Below are 18300 nucleotides of genomic sequence, written 5' to 3' on the forward strand. Positions count from 1 at the left end.
TAGAGTTAACATTCTGACTCATTATTTTTTTTTATACCATTTCTAGGAAAGCTTCCCTTTGCATAAGTCATTTGACAGATGGAAAACATAAATGTAAATGAGAGTAAGGAGGAATGTAACTATGAAATGGTACAAAAGTATTATAAGCTTTATGATTGTATTTACTCTAATATTTTCCATATCATTAATTAATGCTCATGCTGAGATGCCCTTTTCAATTAATGCTAAGTCAGCAATACTAATTGATCAATCAACTGGAAAAATCCTTTATGAGAAAAATATACATGAAGCACTACCACCGGCCAGTGTGACAAAAATAATGACTATGCTATTGGCTATGGAAGCATTAGATAGCAATAGAATAACCTTAGATGATAAGGTTGTAATTAGTGAGTATGCATCAAGTATGGGAGGAACACAGCTTTATCTTGAACCAGGTGAGATCAAAACCGTAGAAGAGCTAATGAAGGGTCTTGTCATTCGTTCTGCCAATGATGCTGCTGTTGCCATTGGGGAATATATTGCTGGTACAGAAGAAATGTTTGTTCAGAAGATGAATGAACGAGCTAAAGAGCTAGGGATGGAAGACACAAACTTTGTAAATAGCAATGGACTACCAGCAGAAGGACATGTAACCTCTGCTTATGATGTTGCCCAGATGTCTAGAGAACTACTTAAGCATGACGGGGTTAAAGGCTGGCTCACAACATGGATGGATACAGTAGTAGTTGGTAAAAATCAATCAGAACAGCAATTGGTAAATACAAATAGATTAATTCGCTTTTATGATGGTGCAACAGGTGTGAAAACTGGATACACAAATGATGCTAAGCACTGTTTATCCGCTTCCGCAACACGGGGTAATAACTCCTTCATAGCAGTTGTTTTGGCAGCTCCTTCTTCACAAATTCGTTTTGATGAAGCTTCAAAGCTATTGGATTATGGATTTGCAAATTTTAATACAGTTGAAATTGTAAAAAAGAGCGCATCTGTTGGAAAAATACAGGTTCAAAAGGGAAAAGAAGTTGAAATTGATGGCGTTGCTTTAGATGATTTAAAGGTATTAGTCAATAAGGGTGACGAAGGAAAGGTGAAAAAGGAAGTCATTATTCCTCAATACATTCAAGCTCCAATGGAGAAGGGTGAGAAAATAGGAGAGGTAATTGTAACTATCGATGGAACCGAAGTAAATAGAGTAGATATTGTAACTCCAGAAGAAATAGAAAAGGCATCTATTCTTGATATATTATCTAGAATGTTTAAGCGATTTGCTGGAAATTAAATACAACCCACTTTCGTTAATCCTTTACTTGAGTTTTAAAAATCGGGTTTGTCATATAAATCTTACTTTATCTTCAATCTGAGAGTAGTACAATCCTGTACTACTCTTTTTATATACCTTCTATTATGGTATAATGAAGAGTGGTAAAATCACATTATCTCAATAAGGGCGTGATTTAATGAAGGCTATAATTAGTCACCAGAATTTAGATTTCGATGGACTTGCCAGTATGGTGGCGTGCTCAAAGCTTAATCCAGATTCATTTATGTTTTTTACAGGTAAAGTTAGTGAAGAAGTAAAGAACTTTGTTTCTTTATATAAAAATGTTTTGCCTGTAAAACAAGCTGGAAAGCTCAACCTTGATGAAATTGATGAGTTGTTTATTGTTGATGTTAATACACCAAATAGAATCGGAAAGTTTAAAGAGCTTCTAGATAAACCAATTCCAATTACTATAATTGATCATCATGAGGTTAATCAAAACACCATAGAAAATGCAATAAAAACAATCAAACCCTTTGGGGCTTGTACTACTATTTTAATTCAAGAAATAATAAAGCAGGACATTCCTATTTCAACATTTGAAGCTACACTATTTGCATTAGGTATATATACAGATACCAATTGTTTAACCTTTAATAGTACCACATATCATGATGCAGAAGCTGTTGCATTTCTTCTTAAAAAAGGAGCTAATTTATCTATAATTAAAGAATTTATGAATGTAGACCTTAGTGAAGATCAAGATCAGCTCTTTACCTCTCTATTAGTAAACTTAGAGTTGGTTGATATAAAGGGGTATCAAATAGCAATAACAGTATTTAAGGGTGATAATTTTATAGGTGATTTAGGTACAATGTGTGAAAAACTAATGGAGATAAAAAAATGCGATGCAGTTTTTCTTCTAGTAGAAATGGAAAATCGTTGTTATATTGTTGGAAGAAGTGCAGTAGACGAAATACATTTACCATACATTCTAGAGAATTTTGGTGGAGCTGGTCATCCAAAGGCGGCTTCTGCTACAGTAAAGGATGGAAATCTAGAAGAATTAAAAAGCAAGTTGATAGATAATATGATGGGAAAAATAAAATCTCAATTAGTTGCTGGTGACATCATGAGTTATCCTGTAAAGACAGTTTTTGAAGATATGACTGTTGATGAAGTAAACAAAATAATGTTTAGATACGGTCATACAGGCATGCCTGTTGTTAAGGATAACGAATTGATAGGAATTATTTCAAGAACAGATATTGATAAAGGTATGATTCATGGATTATCCCATGCACCTGTTAAGGGCTTTATGACTAGAAATGTTAAAACAGTAGATATAGATACAAATATTTCTGAAATAAACCAGCTATTGATTAAGCACAATATTGGAAGATTACCAGTTATTAATAATGGTAAAATAGTTGGTATTGTCACAAGAACAGATCTATTAAAAATTTTATATGGTAAAAACGCACCCAGCTGGTATAAGAAAATCTTTAATGATACAGCAGAGGATATTGATTGTAAAGACTTACTAAATGAGCTTCCTGAACACATATATAAGATTTTAGATATAGCAGGCAAAGTTGGAGATAGGCTATATAAAAAGGTTTATGTTGTTGGTGGATTTGTGAGAGATTTATTATTGAATGTAGAAAACTGGGATATAGATTTAGTGGTAGAGGGAGACGGTATTTTCTTTGCTAGAGAATTAAATAATGAACTAAAGGGAAATACAAAGCTTTATCAACAATTTGGAACAGCAATGATAGAGCTGGATAATGGACAAACCATTGATATAGTTACAGCCCGGAGAGAGTATTATGAATATCCAGCTGCCCTACCGAAGATAGAAGAAAGCTCAATTTGGAGCGATCTTTTTAGAAGGGATTTTACAGTTAATTGCATGGCTCTTCAACTGAATAAAAACGATGAAGGCAAATTAATCGACTATTTTGGCGGCTTTTCAGATTTAAAGAGTCGAAAAATAAGAGTATTATATAATTTAAGCTTTATTGAAGATCCGACACGTATTTTCAGAGCAATAAGATTTGCTTCAAGATTCAATTTTGATATAGAGGATGAAACCAGGAATTTTATAGAGCAAGCGTTAAATCAGAATATGATACAAAAATTGAGTGATGATCGGATTAAAGAAGAAATGATATATATACTAAAGGAAAAAAGCCTATATAGGAGTCTAACATTAATGCTAGATTTAAACATATTTAAATCGATTGATTCCGAATTGAGAATAACCCACGAAACACTAGAAAAGATAGGTAGAATAGATTATGCTTTAGATCAATTTAAAGGATCAATTGAAGATATTAATACTGTTTTGGTGAAAATAATGCTTTTATTGACAAACTTTCCACTTGAGAGGCTTCATGAGGTACTAAATAAATTTAGCATAAATAAAGCTTGGTATAATCAAATACTAGATGCTCTTTTTTCCAAAAAGAGTATATATGATATTTTAATTAATGATGATCTAGATAAATATTGCCTTTATGAAGCATTAGAACCACTTCCAGAGGAAGCAATACTATATTATCATATTGATAGTGAAAATCCTTATATTCGACACTACCTAATGTATTACACTGTAAAGCTTAAAAATATTAAACCTATTATAACAGGAGAAGATTTAAAAAAACTTAATATAAAGCCTGGTCCAATTTACAAAAGAATTTTTGACCATGTATTGGAGGCGAAGATAAAGGGCCTGGCATATTCCTATGAGGATGAGCTGGCTTTAGCTAAAAAACAGTATGAGGCTTTGAAAGGAGAAAAAAATGTTTCAATTTGATATTAATAGAATTATATTAACCTTGCCAGGAATCCTAGTGGCACTTACCCTCCATGAATTTGCCCATGCTTATACAGCCTATTTGCTTGGAGATCCAACATCTAAAAACCATGGAAGGCTAACTCTTAATCCAATAGCCCACATAGATATATTTGGGTTTTTAATGCTGATGTTTGCAGGCTTTGGTTGGGCAAAGCCTGTACCTATAAACCCTAACTACTTTAAAAATCGTAAGATGGGTACATTTTTAGTTTCTATTGCAGGGCCAGCAACTAATATTATTCTGGCTATTCTATTCACATTCGCTTTAGGACTACAGCTTAAATATTTTAATAATACAGTATTTACAAATATTATATTTTATGGAGTAATGATAAATATTGTTTTAGCTGTTTTTAATCTTTTGCCTATTCCTCCATTGGATGGTTCAAAATTATTATTGGCTTTTTTACCTGATAGATTTGAAGATTACTATTATCAGTATCAAAAATATTCATATTTTTTATTGCTTTTATTGTTGTTCTTCAACGGTATAGGAAGGGTGATAGGCCCAATTGTAGAGTGGGTTATGGATATGTTATTAAGATTACTAGTTGTGTTTTTTTAGGAGGGTACTATGACATATAAAATTAAAGTAGAAGCCTTTGAAGGACCCTTTGATTTATTGTTTCATTTAATTGAAAAAAATGAAATAGACATATATGATATACCAATAAGTGAAATAACAGTACAGTATATACAATATCTTAAAGCTATGCAGGAAATGGATTTAAATGTAACTAGTGAATTCTTAGTTATGGTGGCCACTTTATTAGAAATTAAATCTAAAATGCTTCTGCCCATTGAAAAGAAAGAAGATCACCAGATCGAATTTGAGGAAGCAGATCCTAGAAATGAACTTGTAAGAAAGCTATTGGAATATAAAAAGTATAAGTACATAGCTGAAGCTCTAAAGGAAAAATCTGATTTATCAAAAAGACTCTACTTTAAACCAAGGGAGGAAATTATTTTTGATAATGAGGAGGATAAAAGCTTACTAGAGGATATGGACATGTATCAGCTAATATTAGCCTTAGAAAAAGTGTTAACTCAAAAGAGCAAAGACGAAGCAAAGATGCATTTTAGAAAAATGGAAAGAGATGCATTTACTGTTGAAGAAAAGATTAACACTATAATTGCTACATTATCTGAGAAATCCAAAGTTACCTTTAGTGGTCTATTTTCTCCATTAAAGAGTAGAAACGAGGTAATAACAACATTTTTAGCATTACTTGAGTTAATTAAAATGAAAAGAATTATTGTGAAACAAAGCAACTGCTTTAATGAAATATTAATTGAACAAAAAAAATAATTGCTTTTAATGAGGTGTATTAGTTAATGAACGTTGAACATATAAAATCAATAATAGAGGCAGTTTTATTTGCATGGTCCGATCCACTATCTATTAAGGAGTTAAGCAAAGTATTAGAACTAGACTTAAAAACTACTGAGAGAATAATCGCTACAATGATAGATGAGTTCAATTATACCAAAAGAGGAATACAAATAATACGTATGAATGAGTATGTTCAATTGGCAACAAAGCCAGAGCATTTTGAATATATTCAAAGACTTCTAGAACCAAAACAAAATAAAGGACTTACCCAAGCAGCATTAGAAACTCTCGCAATAATCGCCTATAAACAACCTATCCCTAAGGGTGAGATTGAGAGCATAAGAGGTGTCAAATGTGATAAGGCCATCAGCACTCTAATTGAAAAGGAACTAATTGAAGAGAAGGGCAGACTCGAAAAAACTGGCAGACCAATTGTATATGGGACTACAATAGTTTTTCTAAAAACCTTTGGGTTAAACTCTATAGATGACCTACCACCTATCAGTGAATTTCAGATGCTTACTGAGGATGAAGAGGAGATTAAAGACATATTCAATAGATAGGAAAAAACAATGAGTAATTAGTAATGTGAAATAAATAATGGGAAACAAATATAAAAAAATGAAGAGTTAAGAGTGAAATGAAAAAAGCAGAAATTTGCATAGCAAATTTCTGCGATATTACTCATTACTCATTATTCATTACTAATTGCTTTTATAATATTAACATCATTTCTCTAATAATCTTTGAGGCAACTGCTGTGGAAACACCTGTTGGATCATAGTCAGGTGATAGCTCAACTACATCAGCACCTACGATGTTTAATGTAGATAGGGTGCTAATTATCTTCATCATATCATTAAAGCTAATACCCCCTGGCTCTGGAGTTCCTGTGCCCGGAAAAATGGATGGATCTAGTATATCAAGGTCTATGGTAACATATACCGGCTTATCCTTAACGCTATTAACAATCTTTTCAAGCTGAGTAAAGCTGAATTTTTCTAAAAAAGTATGTCCTTCAGCTGCCCATTGGAATTCATTTTTAAGCCCAGATCTAATTCCAAATTGATATATTCGACCATCACCAATTATATCCCAAATATTTTTTATAACAGTTGCATGGGAGTATTTTTCACCCATATAGTCCTCCCGTAAATCTGTATGGGCATCAAAATGGAACACAACTAGGTCTTTATGTTTTTCTAATACAGCTTCAAAAGCAGGTAAGGTAACTAAATGTTCACCACCAATCATAAAGGGCTTTTTATTTTCCTTTACAATACCAGCAGTAAATTCTTTAATTGTTTTAAGTACAAGATCACGATTGCCGAAGGCAAGATTCAAGTCTCCAGCATCATGTATTTTATGATCCTCAATATCTCTATCTAAATAAGGGCTATAGGTTTCTAGTGCATAGGAATCAATTCTAATTCTACTAGAAGCAAATCTAGAGCCAGGTCTAAAGGAACTGGTCCCATCGTAGGGAGCACCGAACAAAACAACTGTAGCTTCTTGAAAATCAGACTCACAACCAATGAATTCGTATTTATTAAATAGATCCATTTTCAATATACTCCTTTACATATGTGGGTAATGCAAAAGCTCCTAGATGTAGATCAGTATTATAGTATTTTGTTTTAATGTTTAATTGGTTCCATGCTTCAGCTTGAATATCCCTTAATGGGTGAAGCTTCTTAGAAGCAAAGCCAAATAACCAATATCCTGATGGATATGTAGGGATTTGTGCTTGATATACTTCAACTATAGGGAAAATTTTCTTTAGTTTCTCATTAGCTCTAATTGCTTCCCGGGCAAATTGCTCATACACTGGGCTCTCATTTTGGTTAACAAGTATTCCGCTATCTGTTAGTGCATTAAAGCAGTCGGTGTAAAAATCTGTTGTAAAAAGACCTTCCCCGGGACCTACCGGATCGGTAGAATCAATAATAATTAAATCATATTGATTCTTTTTTCCCTTCATATAGGCTACCCCATCCTCATAGTAAAGTGAAAGCCTAGGGTTATCTAATTCAGATGATATAGTAGGGAAGAAGTCTTTAGCAACATCACATACCATTTTGTCTATTTCAACCATGTCAACATGCTCAATACCTTGATAACGCATTAATTCTCTAGCAGTACCACCATCACCACCACCGATGATTAATACCTTTTTGATCTCAGGATTAACTGCCATAGCAATATGTACAATCATATCATGATAAATAAATTCATCCTTTTCAGTAACCATAACAAGACCATCTAAGGTCATTAATCTACCATATTCATATGTATCAAATACATCTACTTTTTGAAAATCACTTTGACCAGTAAAAAGCTGCTCTTTAACCTTTAGAGATAATCTTACATTTTCAGTTTGTTCTTCTGAGTACCATAGTTCCATTAATAATTCCTCCTCAATAGCCTTTTTAATTATTTATTAGTGTTACCATTATTACTTTATTTTACAGAAAAATAAAGAAGGAAAAAGACCCCCCTTTATAATTTGCTGCCATTAATTTTAATACAACGAGAACTATAAAATTCTAGAATGAGGGCGGAGTAGCAACCCAAAGGATTTCAGCCTTCCTATTGCCTGGGTTTTCAATATAATGTCTTTGATTTGACATGAAATAAAAGCTTTCACCTTTCTTCAACTTTATCTTCTTTTTACCCAAGTAAAGATAAATTACACCCTTTAAAACAAATCCAAACTCTTCACCCTTATGGGGCTCCTCAATGTTGCTTGAGCCATTAGGGTCAAGTTCTAATAGAATTGGTTCCATAGCATTTTTTTGTGCATTGGGAATTAACCAATGTACAGTGTTTTTTAAATCTTCATTAGATGATTCATAAATATCCTCTCTAGTAAAAACTATTTTGTCCTGTACTTCCTCATTAAAAAACTTTTTCACATCAGTACCTAAAGCTTCGAGGATATCCATTAAAGTTGCAATAGATGGAGATGTGATATTTCTTTCTATTTTAGAAATGAAGCCCTTTGTTAAATCAGAACGTTGTGCTAATTCTTCCTGTGTTAATTCATTGAGTATTCTTAGTCTTTTTATTTTTTCACCAATATCCAATCTATCACCTCCTTAATTACTTCTAAGTATACTTCCTAGAAGGAAACTTAATGTTTACCTATATTAAATATAATGCTTTTTTTAAAAATGTCAATACCCTTTTCAAATAGAATCTCAAAAACAATTCTATTATATTACAAGTAACAATAGATGTCTATTTTAATAGAAAATGGCAAGAATAGAAAATATTAAAAGGTTAGGGTGATTGATCTTGCTTATTTATGTATTGCTTTTCTTTGCTTTTTTATTCCTTGTGATACTTATTGCATTTTCTAATGTAAGTATTAGAATTTTATTTTTAAAGAAAAACAGTAGAAATGAAATAGTAATAACTCTTAAATTACTATTTGGATTAATAAAGTATCGTTTGGAAATTCCATTTGTTGAGTTAATGAAGAGTGAAAGATACTACAGTTTTATTCAGTTGAATTCAAATATAGACATTGCTGATAAAAAGGTGATAAAGGAGCCATCTGATGCAGCGCTTAATTTTAACGAGTTGAACTTAATATATAAAAAGGTAATGCACTTATATGAAAAGTATAAAATAATAAACAAATATATTATGGAAAAGCTTGTTATAGATCAATTTATGTGGGTTACAGAAGTTGGAGTAGAGGATGCTGCAATAACAGCTATTGCAACAGGTACTTTGTGGATGCTTAAATCTAATATATTTAATTTAATTAATAGAAAAGTATCATTGGAAGATTTCAATATTAATGTTTTGCCTGTATATGGGATTGATAAATTTGAGACTTCTCTTGATTGTATAATTAGGCTTAAAATAGGCTATATTATTATTGCAGGAATAAAAATGATTAAAATTATATTAAAAGACAGAGGATGGTGATAATTTGAACGAACATCCAATTGAATCATTAATGAAAACGACGATGGAAAGCATCAAAGAGATGGTGGATGTAAATACCATAGTAGGTGATGCAGTAGAAACGCCAGATGGGACAGTTATTATACCAATTTCAAAAGTATCCTTTGGATTTGCTTCTGGTGGTGGTGACTATTCAATGGATATAAAGGAAGAAGATAAAGAAGGAAAAGATAATGGTGAAAATGGTGGAGGCAGCAAGGGTAAAAGCAGTGGCAAGTTCCCCTTTGCAGGTGGCGCTGGAGCAGGTGTTTCTGTGCAACCTGTGGCCTTTATGGTGGTTGGTAATGGTCAAATGAAGTTAATGCCTGTAGACCAAAGGGCTAATATGATAGACAATTTAATTAATATGACACCCAGCATGATTAATAACATTCAAAAAATGTTTAGTGGAAATGTAAATGGTAAACAGCAAAAACGACATGATGAAGATAGAGAAACTATTACTTATGAATAGAGGGATAAAATCCCTCTTAGACTGATGAAAAACCCCCATCTTCTTCGTTGCTTCGAAAACCTAGCACCCTTACGTATTACGTATACGCTGCAGTCGCTAGGTTTTCTTGCGCCTTGAATCTGCGGTTTTTTGATCAGTCTGCATTTTGATGACTTTGTCATCAACCTGAGAGGGATAAAATCCCTCTATTATTTTTATTTTTATTGAAAGCTTCGTAAATCCAATTGATTCCTTGGATAACAAAAGCATTTTATCCACAGATAATTAAACGATGATATAATTCTTTTGTTCTTTAAAGCTTAAATTTGTACAAGTGGGGTAATAGATGTATAATATAAGATATACGATTAAAGGGTTGGAGGAGTCAATATGGACATAAAGGATGCTATTGAATTAATATGGAATAATAGGAAATACAGAACAAATGATCCCAAGACTGCCATCAGTCATTTGAATGAAGAGGTAGCAGAATCACTAAAGGCCCTCATGAAGGATGATATAGATAAAGCAAAGCATGAGCTTCAGGATGCCATGTCCTGCCTTTTTATAGCTATGAAGGTATTGGATGTTGACCCTGTAGAAGCAGTTAATAGCCAGATTGAGCAAATGAAGAAAAAAAATAGTAAAATAATGATTTTAAAAAATGATAAGGTGGAAATCTATGTAGATGGTGAATTAAAGGGTGGTTGGTCAATATGGAGCAAAGAGGATATTAAAGAGGCTGAGAAGCTTGCAAAAGAATTTGGCTGTGAGTTCATAGGTGAAGAAGAAGATAACGAGTAAAACCTCATATAAATTAGTAGTTGAGATTACTTTAGAAAGGGCTGGATTGACAAAAATTTTTTTGATTATTATTTATTGGATATATAAAGATACTATGCAAATAATAAAAATAGTTAAAAAATCATAGCAAAGAGGTGTAACTATGAAAAAACTATTTTTTATTATTTTAGTATTTATACTGGCAGTAACAGTAGTAGTTCATGCTGAGGAGGCTCCCATCGTAACAAGTGGTAGGGCATCCATTGTGATAGATGCCTCAACAGGCCGTATTTTATATGAAAATAATATTCATGAAGAAATGCCTATGGCAAGTACCACTAAGATTATGACGGCCCTTCTAGCGATTGAGAACGCACCGTTAGATTATGTAGTAAAGGTACCCTTTGAAGCACAGGGTATTGAAGGTTCTTCAATATATCTAAAGAGCAGTGAAGAAATAAAAATGATAGACCTTCTTTACGGATTAATGCTTCGTTCAGGAAACGATGCTGCCACTGCTATAGCAATTGAACTGGGAGGTTCGGTGGAAGATTTTGCTACACTAATGAATAAGAGGGCTAAGGAGCTTGGGGCAAATAACACAAATTTCATGAATCCCCATGGACTACATCACAATGAGCATTATACAACTGCCCATGACCTTGCTTTAATTACGAGGGCGGCTTTAAATGAACCTGTCTTTAAAGAAATAGTAAAAACAAAGCTTTATGTAGCTGATAGAAGTACAAACCAATACTTTTCAAATAAAAATAAGTTTTTAAGGCTCTATGATGGTGGAGATGGCGTAAAAACTGGCTTCACTAAAAGAGCTGGAAGATGCCTAGTATCATCAGCCACAAGAAACGAAATGCAATTTATAGCTGTAACCCTTGATGATCCCAATTGGTTTAATACAACAATGGAATTAATAGACCATTGCTTTGAAAATTATGTGGCCCATATTCAACATGAAGAGGGAGAAGCTTTAAAAACAATACCAACAATTAATGGTAAAACTAATGCTTTAAAATTAGTAACCTCTAAGAAAATAATCATCCCTATAAAGCCTGAAGAAGAAGGAAATTTATCATCAGTTATAGAGGCTCCTGAAAATATTGAAGCACCGGCATTGAAGGGGCAAAAAATTGGCAAGGTTTATACATATCTTAATGATCAGCTGCTGGATGTAACAGAGCTTGTGGCCAATGAGGATATAGAGGTATTAACCTTTAAGGATAAGCTCTATAGATTTTTTAGATTAAAGAAAAATTAAAAATAAATTCAGTAATTTATCCTATATCGAACTAAAGATGATTTCTAAAAGAAATCAGTGCGGTTGTTGAAAAAGTCAACAATATCCAGACTGTTCAAAATTCTTCAGATTCAAGGCGCAAGAAAACCCAGCGACTGAAGCGTATACAAAATACGTAAAGGTGCTGGGTTTTTGCAGCAACAAAGAAGATGGAGGATTTTCAACAGTCTGGCTGATTTCTAAAAGAATTCAGTTTGGTCTTTTAATAATACAGGATTCTTTGTTTATGTGTAGAACATATATTATATGAAAAAATTTATGAATTCACTTTATGTGGAAAGTTGTTACTGACGAAGGAGGAGATTTATGAAAATAATTGATTTACACTGCGATACAATACTTAGGCTATATATGGATAAATGTAAATATAGTCTTAAGGATAATCCATATCATGTCGATATTAGTAAGCTACTAAAAGGAAATTCTATGGCTCAGTTTTTTGCACTTTTTGTACATCTTGAAGAGATAAAGGAGCTTGGGTACAAACCATATAATTCGACCATTAAACTACTAGACCTCTTTAATCAAGAAATAGAAAAAAACTCTGATACCATTAGAATTGCAAAAAATTATACTGATCTAGAGGCTAATTTAGCAGATGGAAAAATATCTGCATTTTTGACAATTGAAGAAGGCGGAGCTTTAGAAGGAAGTATAGAAAATTTAAAGAGCTTTTATAGACAAGGGGTAAGATTAATAACTCTAACTTGGAATTTTCCAAATGAAATTGGATACCCAAATTATTATGAGGAATTTACTAATAATGGACTTACTACCTTTGGAATAGAGGTAGTTGAAGAAATGAACAGGCTAGGAATGCTAATAGATGTTTCTCATTTATCTGATGCTGGATTTTACGATGTAATAAAGCATTCTAATAAGCCCATTGTTGCATCCCACTCTAATGCTAGAAGTATTAAGGATCATTCAAGAAATTTAACGGATGACATGATTAAAGCTTTAGCAGAAAAGGGTGGAGTAATGGGAATGAATTTTTGCGTTGACTTTCTAAGCGATGATAATATCAGTAGAGTAGAGGATATTGTTGCACACATAAAGCATATATACAACACAGGTGGTATTGATGTTGTTGCTTGTGGTAGTGACTTTGATGGTATTGATAGTGAGCTGGAAATAAAGGATTTTGGTGAGATGGATAAGCTGGTAATTGCACTGGCTAAGAAGGGTTTTACTGAAGCTGAGATAGAAAAAATTTGCAATGGGAATGCTAAAAGAGTAATTAAAGAGGTATTGAAATAAGGACAATAAGAGTAAGCGTTGAGAAAAGCAGATGACCAAATCTTTGATTTGAGTCAGTCACTTTGCTAGGGATTTGGTATAAAACTTCATAAGCATAATTTAGAGTTTTATGACAAATTAACTAGCTACATATGTAATGTTGAATGAAAAGCAAAAACAAAACAAAACAAAACAAAACAAAACAAACCAAAAACTAAAAATTAAGAGTTAAGAGTTAAGAGTTAAGATTAAGGGTTAAGAACTAAGTGTAGAGAAGAAGGTAGGTGTCTTATGGGAAAGTATAAATCTAGATTTTTAATTATGACTATTTTGCTATTGGTATCATTTTTCTCGGTTTTTATATTTTTACCATCAGATATGTTGGCAAATTTAATATTTAATAATGGGGCATTAATTGTTGCATTAAGATCAATAATCATATTTTTCGTTTATTTTGTTATTTTCAAAGTAATAAGCATAAAGCTAGGAATTAGAAATTTATTATATGGTTTGTTATACTTTACTGCTTTGAATTTTATATTTGGAATAATGTCCTATATGCATTTAAATGTTGATAGATATTCTATTATATTTAACTTTTATCAAACGTTAAATTTTATATCTAATACAATTATGTTTCCCGGAGATTTATTTATGGATTTTAGACCCTATGCCTATATATTTCCAGCTCTAACATTTGTCCTGCATTTAATTGTTTATACAGCAGTCAGGTTGACAGAAAAACAAAAACCATCTGCAGGCAATCAAGCCTGTAGATGGTTAATTTCAGCGAGAGTATTACATATTAAAAAAGCTCCTGGCTATTTTAACACCGGATCTAGCATCCTTTGCATAATAATCTGCCCCGATAAGCTTTGAATAGTCTTGGTTTAATACTGCACCGCCAACCATTATCATACATTCCTTATCATATTTTTTGAGTGCAGTAATAGTCTCCTCCATACTTTTAACTGTGGTGGTCATTAATGCACTTAAGCCTATTAGCTTGATGTTCTCTTTTTGAACCATTGCTAAAATATCTTCAGAAGCAACATCCTTACCTAAATCAATAACATCAAAGCCGTAGTTTTCTAAAAGAACCTTAACTATGTTTTTTCCAATATCATGTATATCACCCTTTACTGTAGCCAGTAAAATTTTATTGCTTTTTCGTTCCAATTCCCCAGAGGATAAATTCTCCTTAATTACTTCAAAAGCTTTATTGACAGCCTCAGCTGATTGAATTAATTGTGGTAGAAAAATATTACCCCTTTCGTATTCTTCGCCTACATGCTCTAATGCTGGTATTAGATGGTCATCGATTATTTCCATTGCTTTTATATTGTTTAATAATAGCTCTCTTGTTTTTTTCTCAACATCTCCCTTTAGCCCGGTGATAATAATTTGCTTAAGGCTTTTTTCTATGTTATTATCTAGATTCCAACTGGGAGTGGGTTTGTCATTTAAGCTTTTAATGTATGCTTCAGCCTTAACATCATAGCTCCAAAGTACATTGAAGGAGCTAATTGTATTTTTTATGCCTTCATCTAATGGATCAATAATAGGCGCGTCTAGTCCTGCTGTTAGAGCCATAGCTAAAAATGTGCTATTGAGTAGTTCTCTTCGGGGTAGTCCATAGGACACATTACTTACGCCTAAAGTGGTTTTAACACCTAGCTCTTCTTTAATTAAACCAATGGCCTTTATTGTTTCCTTAACAGCATCCTGTTGAGCTGAGGCTGTGAGGGCTAAGGTGTCAATTATAATATCCTCCCTAGCTATTCCGTAGCTTTCTCCACAATCTACAATTTTTTTAGCTACATCTAACCGGTCCTCAGCCTTAAAGGGAATACCCTTTTCATCTAGGGTTAAGCCTATAACTAATGCACCATATTTTTTAGCAATAGGGAAGATTGCATCCATTGATTCTTTTTTACCATTAACCGAATTAATAATAGGTTTACCATTATAAATTCTTACAGCGGCTTCAATTACTTTAGGCTGCATGCTATCAATTTGTAGGGGTAGTTGAATTAAACTCTGTATTTCTTTAGTGATTTTGACCATCATTTCTTCTTCATCAATTTCAGGTATGCCGGCGTTTATATCAATTATATTGGCGCCTGCATCTTTTTGCTGGATAGCTTCTAGGGCTAGATAATTTATATTGCCGCTTTTTAATGCATCCTTGATTTTTTTCTTGCCTGTAGGATTTATCCTTTCACCAATAATGGTTATACCTTCACCGATAATTTCAGTTTTCACGCCAGAGGCTGCAGCAGTTATTTTTTTTACATGTCTTGAAACTGGTCGAATACTATCTAATGCTTTTCTAACTTCACTAATGAATTCAGGAGTGGTGCCACAGCATCCTCCTAGAATAGTGGCTCCCAATTCTGCTATTGATTTTATATCAGAAGCAAATTCATAGGGAGTAACATTATATATTGTGGTTGAGTCTTTGATCTCTGGTAAACCAGCATTGGGCTGTACCATAATAGGGACCTTTGAGTATAGTAGAATGTCATTAAGCTGTGGAATTATTTCCTTAGGACCAAGGGAGCAATTTATACCTAGAGCATCTACACCTAAGCCTTGTAGTACAGTAACCATTGTTAAAGGGTCTGTACCTGTAAGGGTTCTTCCATCATTTTGTAAAGTCATGGTACAAAAAACAGGAAGGGGGGAATTTTCTTTAGCTGCAAGTATAGCAGCCTTAGCTTCGTAAATATCTGACATGGTCTCAATAAGAATAACATCTGCCCCCTCGGTAAAGCCAATTTTAACCTGTTCTGCAAAAATATCATAGGCCTCTTGAAAGGTGAGGGTTCCGTAGGGCTGCATCAATTGTCCAATAGGGCCTATATCTAAAGCAACAAAACGATCCTTTGCTGCTTTACGTGCTAGCCTAACAGCACTGGTAATAATTTCCTTTACAGAGTAAGAATAGTTTTTTAGCTTATATGAATTGGCACCAAAGGTATTGGTGGTAATAATATCACAGCCTGCGTCAATATATTCCTTGTGGATCTTTTCAATTAGCTCCGGGTAAAGTATATTGTAGCTTTCTGGTAATTCTCCAAACTTTATACCATGGTTTTGCAGCATTGTTCCCATAGCACCATCAAATAGTAGCCAGTCTGAAAAATTTAATTTTTTATTCATGAATTCACTCCTTACAATTAAATTGACAATTAGTGTCGTTGCAGAATTCACAGCTATTCATTGGGGGATCCATTGTTTTATCTCTATGAAGCCCTATTATAGCTGTGACTGATTTTCTAGGAATAAGTAAATGATTAGAAGTGACGGATAAGCCTATAGTTTTGCTGGTTTCCAATAGCACCTCAATATTTCTTTGGCTTTCTATTGGAAAATCTCCATATCCAGGGCTATATCTACTGGTTAACCGGTAGTCTCTAAAACTATTATCATTGGATATCTCAATCTCTATATCATCACATAATTCTTCAATTAATGCAGTACCACATGCATCCATTATTAGTGCCTTTGTTAAATTCACCTTTGAGTAATAATTAATTGCCTTCTCGAAATTTAAACCTAATGTGGCTGCTATAATTATACACTTTTCTGAAGTTTTAAGATGCTTCGAAATATCCTTACCTGATAAGTATATTGTACTATTGGCTAATAAAACCCTATTGCTTTCTAATGTAAAATCAAATGCCTTATAGATATATTTTTTATTATTATTTTTTAGAGCAATTGCTTCTTCTAAAGTAGAATCTATCAGGGCATTAATGTTATCATCTAAGGGTTGATTTCTATATGCAAGGTATCTTAAAACCTCTTTTTTAAGTTTGTTCATTTTACACCTCGTTAACTATTTGCTGCATATTTTCGAATACTTCCAATACTGGAGAAGATAGATTTAGCGATTTCGGGGCGATTCATAGCGTACAGATGAATACCGTCAACTTCGTTTGCCATTAGATCTATTATTTGTTCGGTTGCATATGCAATACCAGCCTCCTTTAATGCTGAAGGATTATCGCCATATTTGTCTAAGATTTTTAAAAACTTAGGAGATATAGAAGCACCAGTAAGGCTAATAATTTTCTCAACCTGTTTTTTGTTTATAACAGGCATTATACCAGCAGATACAGGAACTTTAATATTAAGCAGCTCCATTTTTTCTTTAAAGTTATAAAAAAGATTATTATCAAAAAATAATTGTGTAATTAGAAAATCTAGGCCATTATCAACCTTTTCCTTTAAATGATGAAGGTTTTCAACCGTATTTTTACACTCTAAATGTCCTTCTGGATAGCAGGCACCACCTAAAGAGAATCCTCCATAGGATTTTGCATAGGAGGCTAAATCCTTTGCATAATTAAAGTCTTGATTTTCTTCAATATTAATTGGCTGATTGTCTGGATGATCTCCCCTTAAAGCCAATATATTCTCGATGTTATTTTCCTTTAACAGCTGAAAAATTCGATTAATTTCATCCTTAGTAGAGTTGATACAGGTTAAATGGGCTAAAGCCTCAATTTTATACTTGTTTTTCACCATACTGGCAATATCAACGGTATGTCTTTTTGTGCTGCCACCAGCTCCATAGGTGATACTGATGAAATCAGGTGTTAAATCTTTTATTTCCTCAAGCATATTTGTGATTGTATCTAGAGGAGAAGTAGGCTTCGGTGGAAAAATTTCTAAAGATATTACCGTTTTTTCTTTAAAGATATCTTTGATTAACATAATAGAACCTCCTTAAATTAATTGTATAAAAAAACCACTTCAAAGATAAGAAGTGGTAGTAATCACATTATTAATACTGTGACGCTATCTTATCTCTCAGCTATTATGCTGCAGGATTTAGCACATTTCCAGCGAAAAAAAATGCTGGCTGTTGCCGGGCTTCATCGGGCCAGTCCCTCCACCTCTCTTGATAAGAAATCATATTCATTTATATTCTTACAAAAGATTATATATTTATTATCAATTCAGGTCAACAAATTTTTTGATTTTTCTATGATTAGATTATCCAGTATAGCTTACAATTAAAATAATATGAAATCTAAATTGATAATATATAAGCCAATGGAGCCAAAAGGTGTTATAATTATAT

General features: G+C 32.9%; 16 protein-coding genes and 1 riboswitch. Of the genes, 10 read left to right on the forward strand and 6 right to left on the reverse strand.

The genetic code is table 11. The annotated features are described in order from the left end of the window. Window positions 1–121: 121 nt before the first annotated feature. The 5 genes from BLP68_RS16580 to scpB all read left to right on the forward strand — a co-directional run bounded on the left by BLP68_RS16580 (window position 122) and on the right by scpB (window position 6023). Window positions 122–1282: a D-alanyl-D-alanine carboxypeptidase family protein gene (locus BLP68_RS16580; protein ID WP_242877014.1), complete on the forward strand. Its 1161-nt coding sequence runs from the start codon at window positions 122–124 to the stop codon at window positions 1280–1282. A 178-nt stretch (window positions 1283–1460) separates the two neighbouring features. Next, window positions 1461–4085 carry a CBS domain-containing protein gene (locus BLP68_RS16585; protein ID WP_091545948.1) on the forward strand — a complete coding sequence of 875 codons (2625 nt, stop codon included), beginning with the start codon at window positions 1461–1463 and terminating at the stop codon, window positions 4083–4085. Then, the gene (locus BLP68_RS16590) at window positions 4072–4692 is read left to right on the forward strand and encodes a site-2 protease family protein (protein WP_091545950.1); all 621 of its coding nucleotides are present in this window, start codon (window positions 4072–4074) and stop codon (window positions 4690–4692) included. The genes BLP68_RS16585 and BLP68_RS16590 overlap by 14 nt, the downstream gene beginning before the upstream one ends. 9 nt (window positions 4693–4701) lie before the next feature. Beyond that, window positions 4702–5436 (forward strand): segregation and condensation protein A, encoded by a 735-nt coding sequence (locus tag BLP68_RS16595; RefSeq protein WP_091545953.1) that lies wholly within the window; start codon window positions 4702–4704, stop codon window positions 5434–5436. Window positions 5437–5462: 26 nt separating this feature from the next. Next, window positions 5463–6023 carry an SMC-Scp complex subunit ScpB gene (gene scpB / locus BLP68_RS16600; protein ID WP_091545955.1) on the forward strand — a complete coding sequence of 187 codons (561 nt, stop codon included), beginning with the start codon at window positions 5463–5465 and terminating at the stop codon, window positions 6021–6023. Between the two features lie 151 nt (window positions 6024–6174). Here scpB and speB read toward each other — a convergent pair whose 3' ends face one another. The 3 genes from speB to BLP68_RS16615 all read right to left on the reverse strand — a co-directional run bounded on the left by speB (window position 6175) and on the right by BLP68_RS16615 (window position 8546). Beyond that, window positions 6175–7023, reverse strand: a complete 849-nt coding sequence (gene speB, locus BLP68_RS16605) for an agmatinase (protein ID WP_091545957.1) — start codon at window positions 7021–7023, stop codon at window positions 6175–6177. Further along, on the reverse strand, window positions 7010–7864 hold the full coding sequence (speE, locus tag BLP68_RS16610) for a polyamine aminopropyltransferase (protein WP_091545960.1): 855 nt from the start codon (window positions 7862–7864) through the stop codon (window positions 7010–7012). Before speE ends, speB begins: the two co-directional genes overlap by 14 nt. A 142-nt stretch (window positions 7865–8006) precedes the next feature. Continuing rightward, a complete protein-coding gene (locus BLP68_RS16615) occupies window positions 8007–8546 on the reverse strand; it encodes a helix-turn-helix domain-containing protein (protein ID WP_091545963.1) in 540 nt (179 codons plus the stop codon). Window positions 8547–8757: 211 nt separating this feature from the next. On the opposite strand from BLP68_RS16615, the gene BLP68_RS16620 reads away from it, so the two are divergent. The 5 genes from BLP68_RS16620 (at window position 8758) to BLP68_RS16640 (ending at window position 13226) form a co-directional block, all read left to right on the forward strand. Beyond that, window positions 8758–9399, forward strand: a complete 642-nt coding sequence (locus BLP68_RS16620) for a DUF2953 domain-containing protein (protein WP_091545965.1) — start codon at window positions 8758–8760, stop codon at window positions 9397–9399. 4 nt (window positions 9400–9403) lie between these two features. After that, complete coding sequence (gene ytfJ / locus BLP68_RS16625; protein WP_091545967.1) at window positions 9404–9892, forward strand: GerW family sporulation protein; 489 nt, start codon at window positions 9404–9406, stop codon at window positions 9890–9892. 369 nt (window positions 9893–10261) lie between these two features. Then, complete coding sequence (locus BLP68_RS16630; RefSeq protein WP_091545970.1) at window positions 10262–10675, forward strand: hypothetical protein; 414 nt, start codon at window positions 10262–10264, stop codon at window positions 10673–10675. Window positions 10676–10817: 142 nt separating this feature from the next. Further along, window positions 10818–11927: a D-alanyl-D-alanine carboxypeptidase family protein gene (locus BLP68_RS16635; RefSeq protein ID WP_091545974.1), complete on the forward strand. Its 1110-nt coding sequence runs from the start codon at window positions 10818–10820 to the stop codon at window positions 11925–11927. A 345-nt stretch (window positions 11928–12272) separates the two neighbouring features. Then, entirely contained in the window at window positions 12273–13226 is a 954-nt protein-coding gene (locus BLP68_RS16640) for a dipeptidase (RefSeq protein WP_091545976.1), read from the forward strand. A 777-nt stretch (window positions 13227–14003) separates the two neighbouring features. Here BLP68_RS16640 and BLP68_RS16650 read toward each other — a convergent pair. Genes BLP68_RS16650 through metF form a run of 3 tightly spaced genes read right to left on the reverse strand, consistent with a single transcriptional unit; the run spans window position 14004 to window position 17930 of the window. Beyond that, window positions 14004–16370 carry a homocysteine S-methyltransferase family protein gene (locus BLP68_RS16650; protein WP_091545982.1) on the reverse strand — a complete coding sequence of 789 codons (2367 nt, stop codon included), beginning with the start codon at window positions 16368–16370 and terminating at the stop codon, window positions 14004–14006. Between the two features lie 4 nt (window positions 16371–16374). Further along, window positions 16375–17034: a vitamin B12 dependent-methionine synthase activation domain-containing protein gene (locus BLP68_RS16655; RefSeq protein WP_091545985.1), complete on the reverse strand. Its 660-nt coding sequence runs from the start codon at window positions 17032–17034 to the stop codon at window positions 16375–16377. Window positions 17035–17045: 11 nt separating this feature from the next. After that, entirely contained in the window at window positions 17046–17930 is an 885-nt protein-coding gene (gene metF / locus BLP68_RS16660) for a methylenetetrahydrofolate reductase [NAD(P)H] (RefSeq protein WP_091545987.1), read from the reverse strand. A gap of 86 nt (window positions 17931–18016) precedes the next feature. Further along, a riboswitch (SAM riboswitch) is annotated at window positions 18017–18127 on the reverse strand. Between the last annotated feature and the right edge of the window lie 173 nt (window positions 18128–18300).

It is taken from the genome of Alkaliphilus peptidifermentans DSM 18978, assembly GCF_900101495.1.
Lineage (GTDB): Bacteria > Bacillota > Clostridia > Peptostreptococcales > Natronincolaceae > Alkaliphilus_C > Alkaliphilus_C peptidifermentans.

Bases quoted from the DNA above. Each gene is read 5' to 3' on its own strand.
- BLP68_RS16580 (WP_242877014.1), top strand. From the start codon at position 122: ATGAAATGGTACAAAAGTATTATAAGCTTTATGATTGTATTTACTCTA.
- BLP68_RS16585 (WP_091545948.1), top strand. From the start codon at position 1,461: ATGAAGGCTATAATTAGTCACCAGAATTTAGATTTCGATGGACTTGCC.
- BLP68_RS16590 (WP_091545950.1), top strand. From the start codon at position 4,072: ATGTTTCAATTTGATATTAATAGAATTATATTAACCTTGCCAGGAATC.
- BLP68_RS16595 (WP_091545953.1), top strand. From the start codon at position 4,702: ATGACATATAAAATTAAAGTAGAAGCCTTTGAAGGACCCTTTGATTTA.
- scpB (WP_091545955.1), top strand. From the start codon at position 5,463: ATGAACGTTGAACATATAAAATCAATAATAGAGGCAGTTTTATTTGCA.
- speB (WP_091545957.1), bottom strand. From the start codon at position 7,023: ATGGATCTATTTAATAAATACGAATTCATTGGTTGTGAGTCTGATTTT.
- speE (WP_091545960.1), bottom strand. From the start codon at position 7,864: ATGGAACTATGGTACTCAGAAGAACAAACTGAAAATGTAAGATTATCT.
- BLP68_RS16630 (WP_091545970.1), top strand. From the start codon at position 10,262: ATGGACATAAAGGATGCTATTGAATTAATATGGAATAATAGGAAATAC.
- BLP68_RS16635 (WP_091545974.1), top strand. From the start codon at position 10,818: ATGAAAAAACTATTTTTTATTATTTTAGTATTTATACTGGCAGTAACA.
- BLP68_RS16640 (WP_091545976.1), top strand. From the start codon at position 12,273: ATGAAAATAATTGATTTACACTGCGATACAATACTTAGGCTATATATG.
- BLP68_RS16650 (WP_091545982.1), bottom strand. From the start codon at position 16,370: ATGAATAAAAAATTAAATTTTTCAGACTGGCTACTATTTGATGGTGCT.
- BLP68_RS16655 (WP_091545985.1), bottom strand. From the start codon at position 17,034: ATGAACAAACTTAAAAAAGAGGTTTTAAGATACCTTGCATATAGAAAT.
- metF (WP_091545987.1), bottom strand. From the start codon at position 17,930: ATGTTAATCAAAGATATCTTTAAAGAAAAAACGGTAATATCTTTAGAA.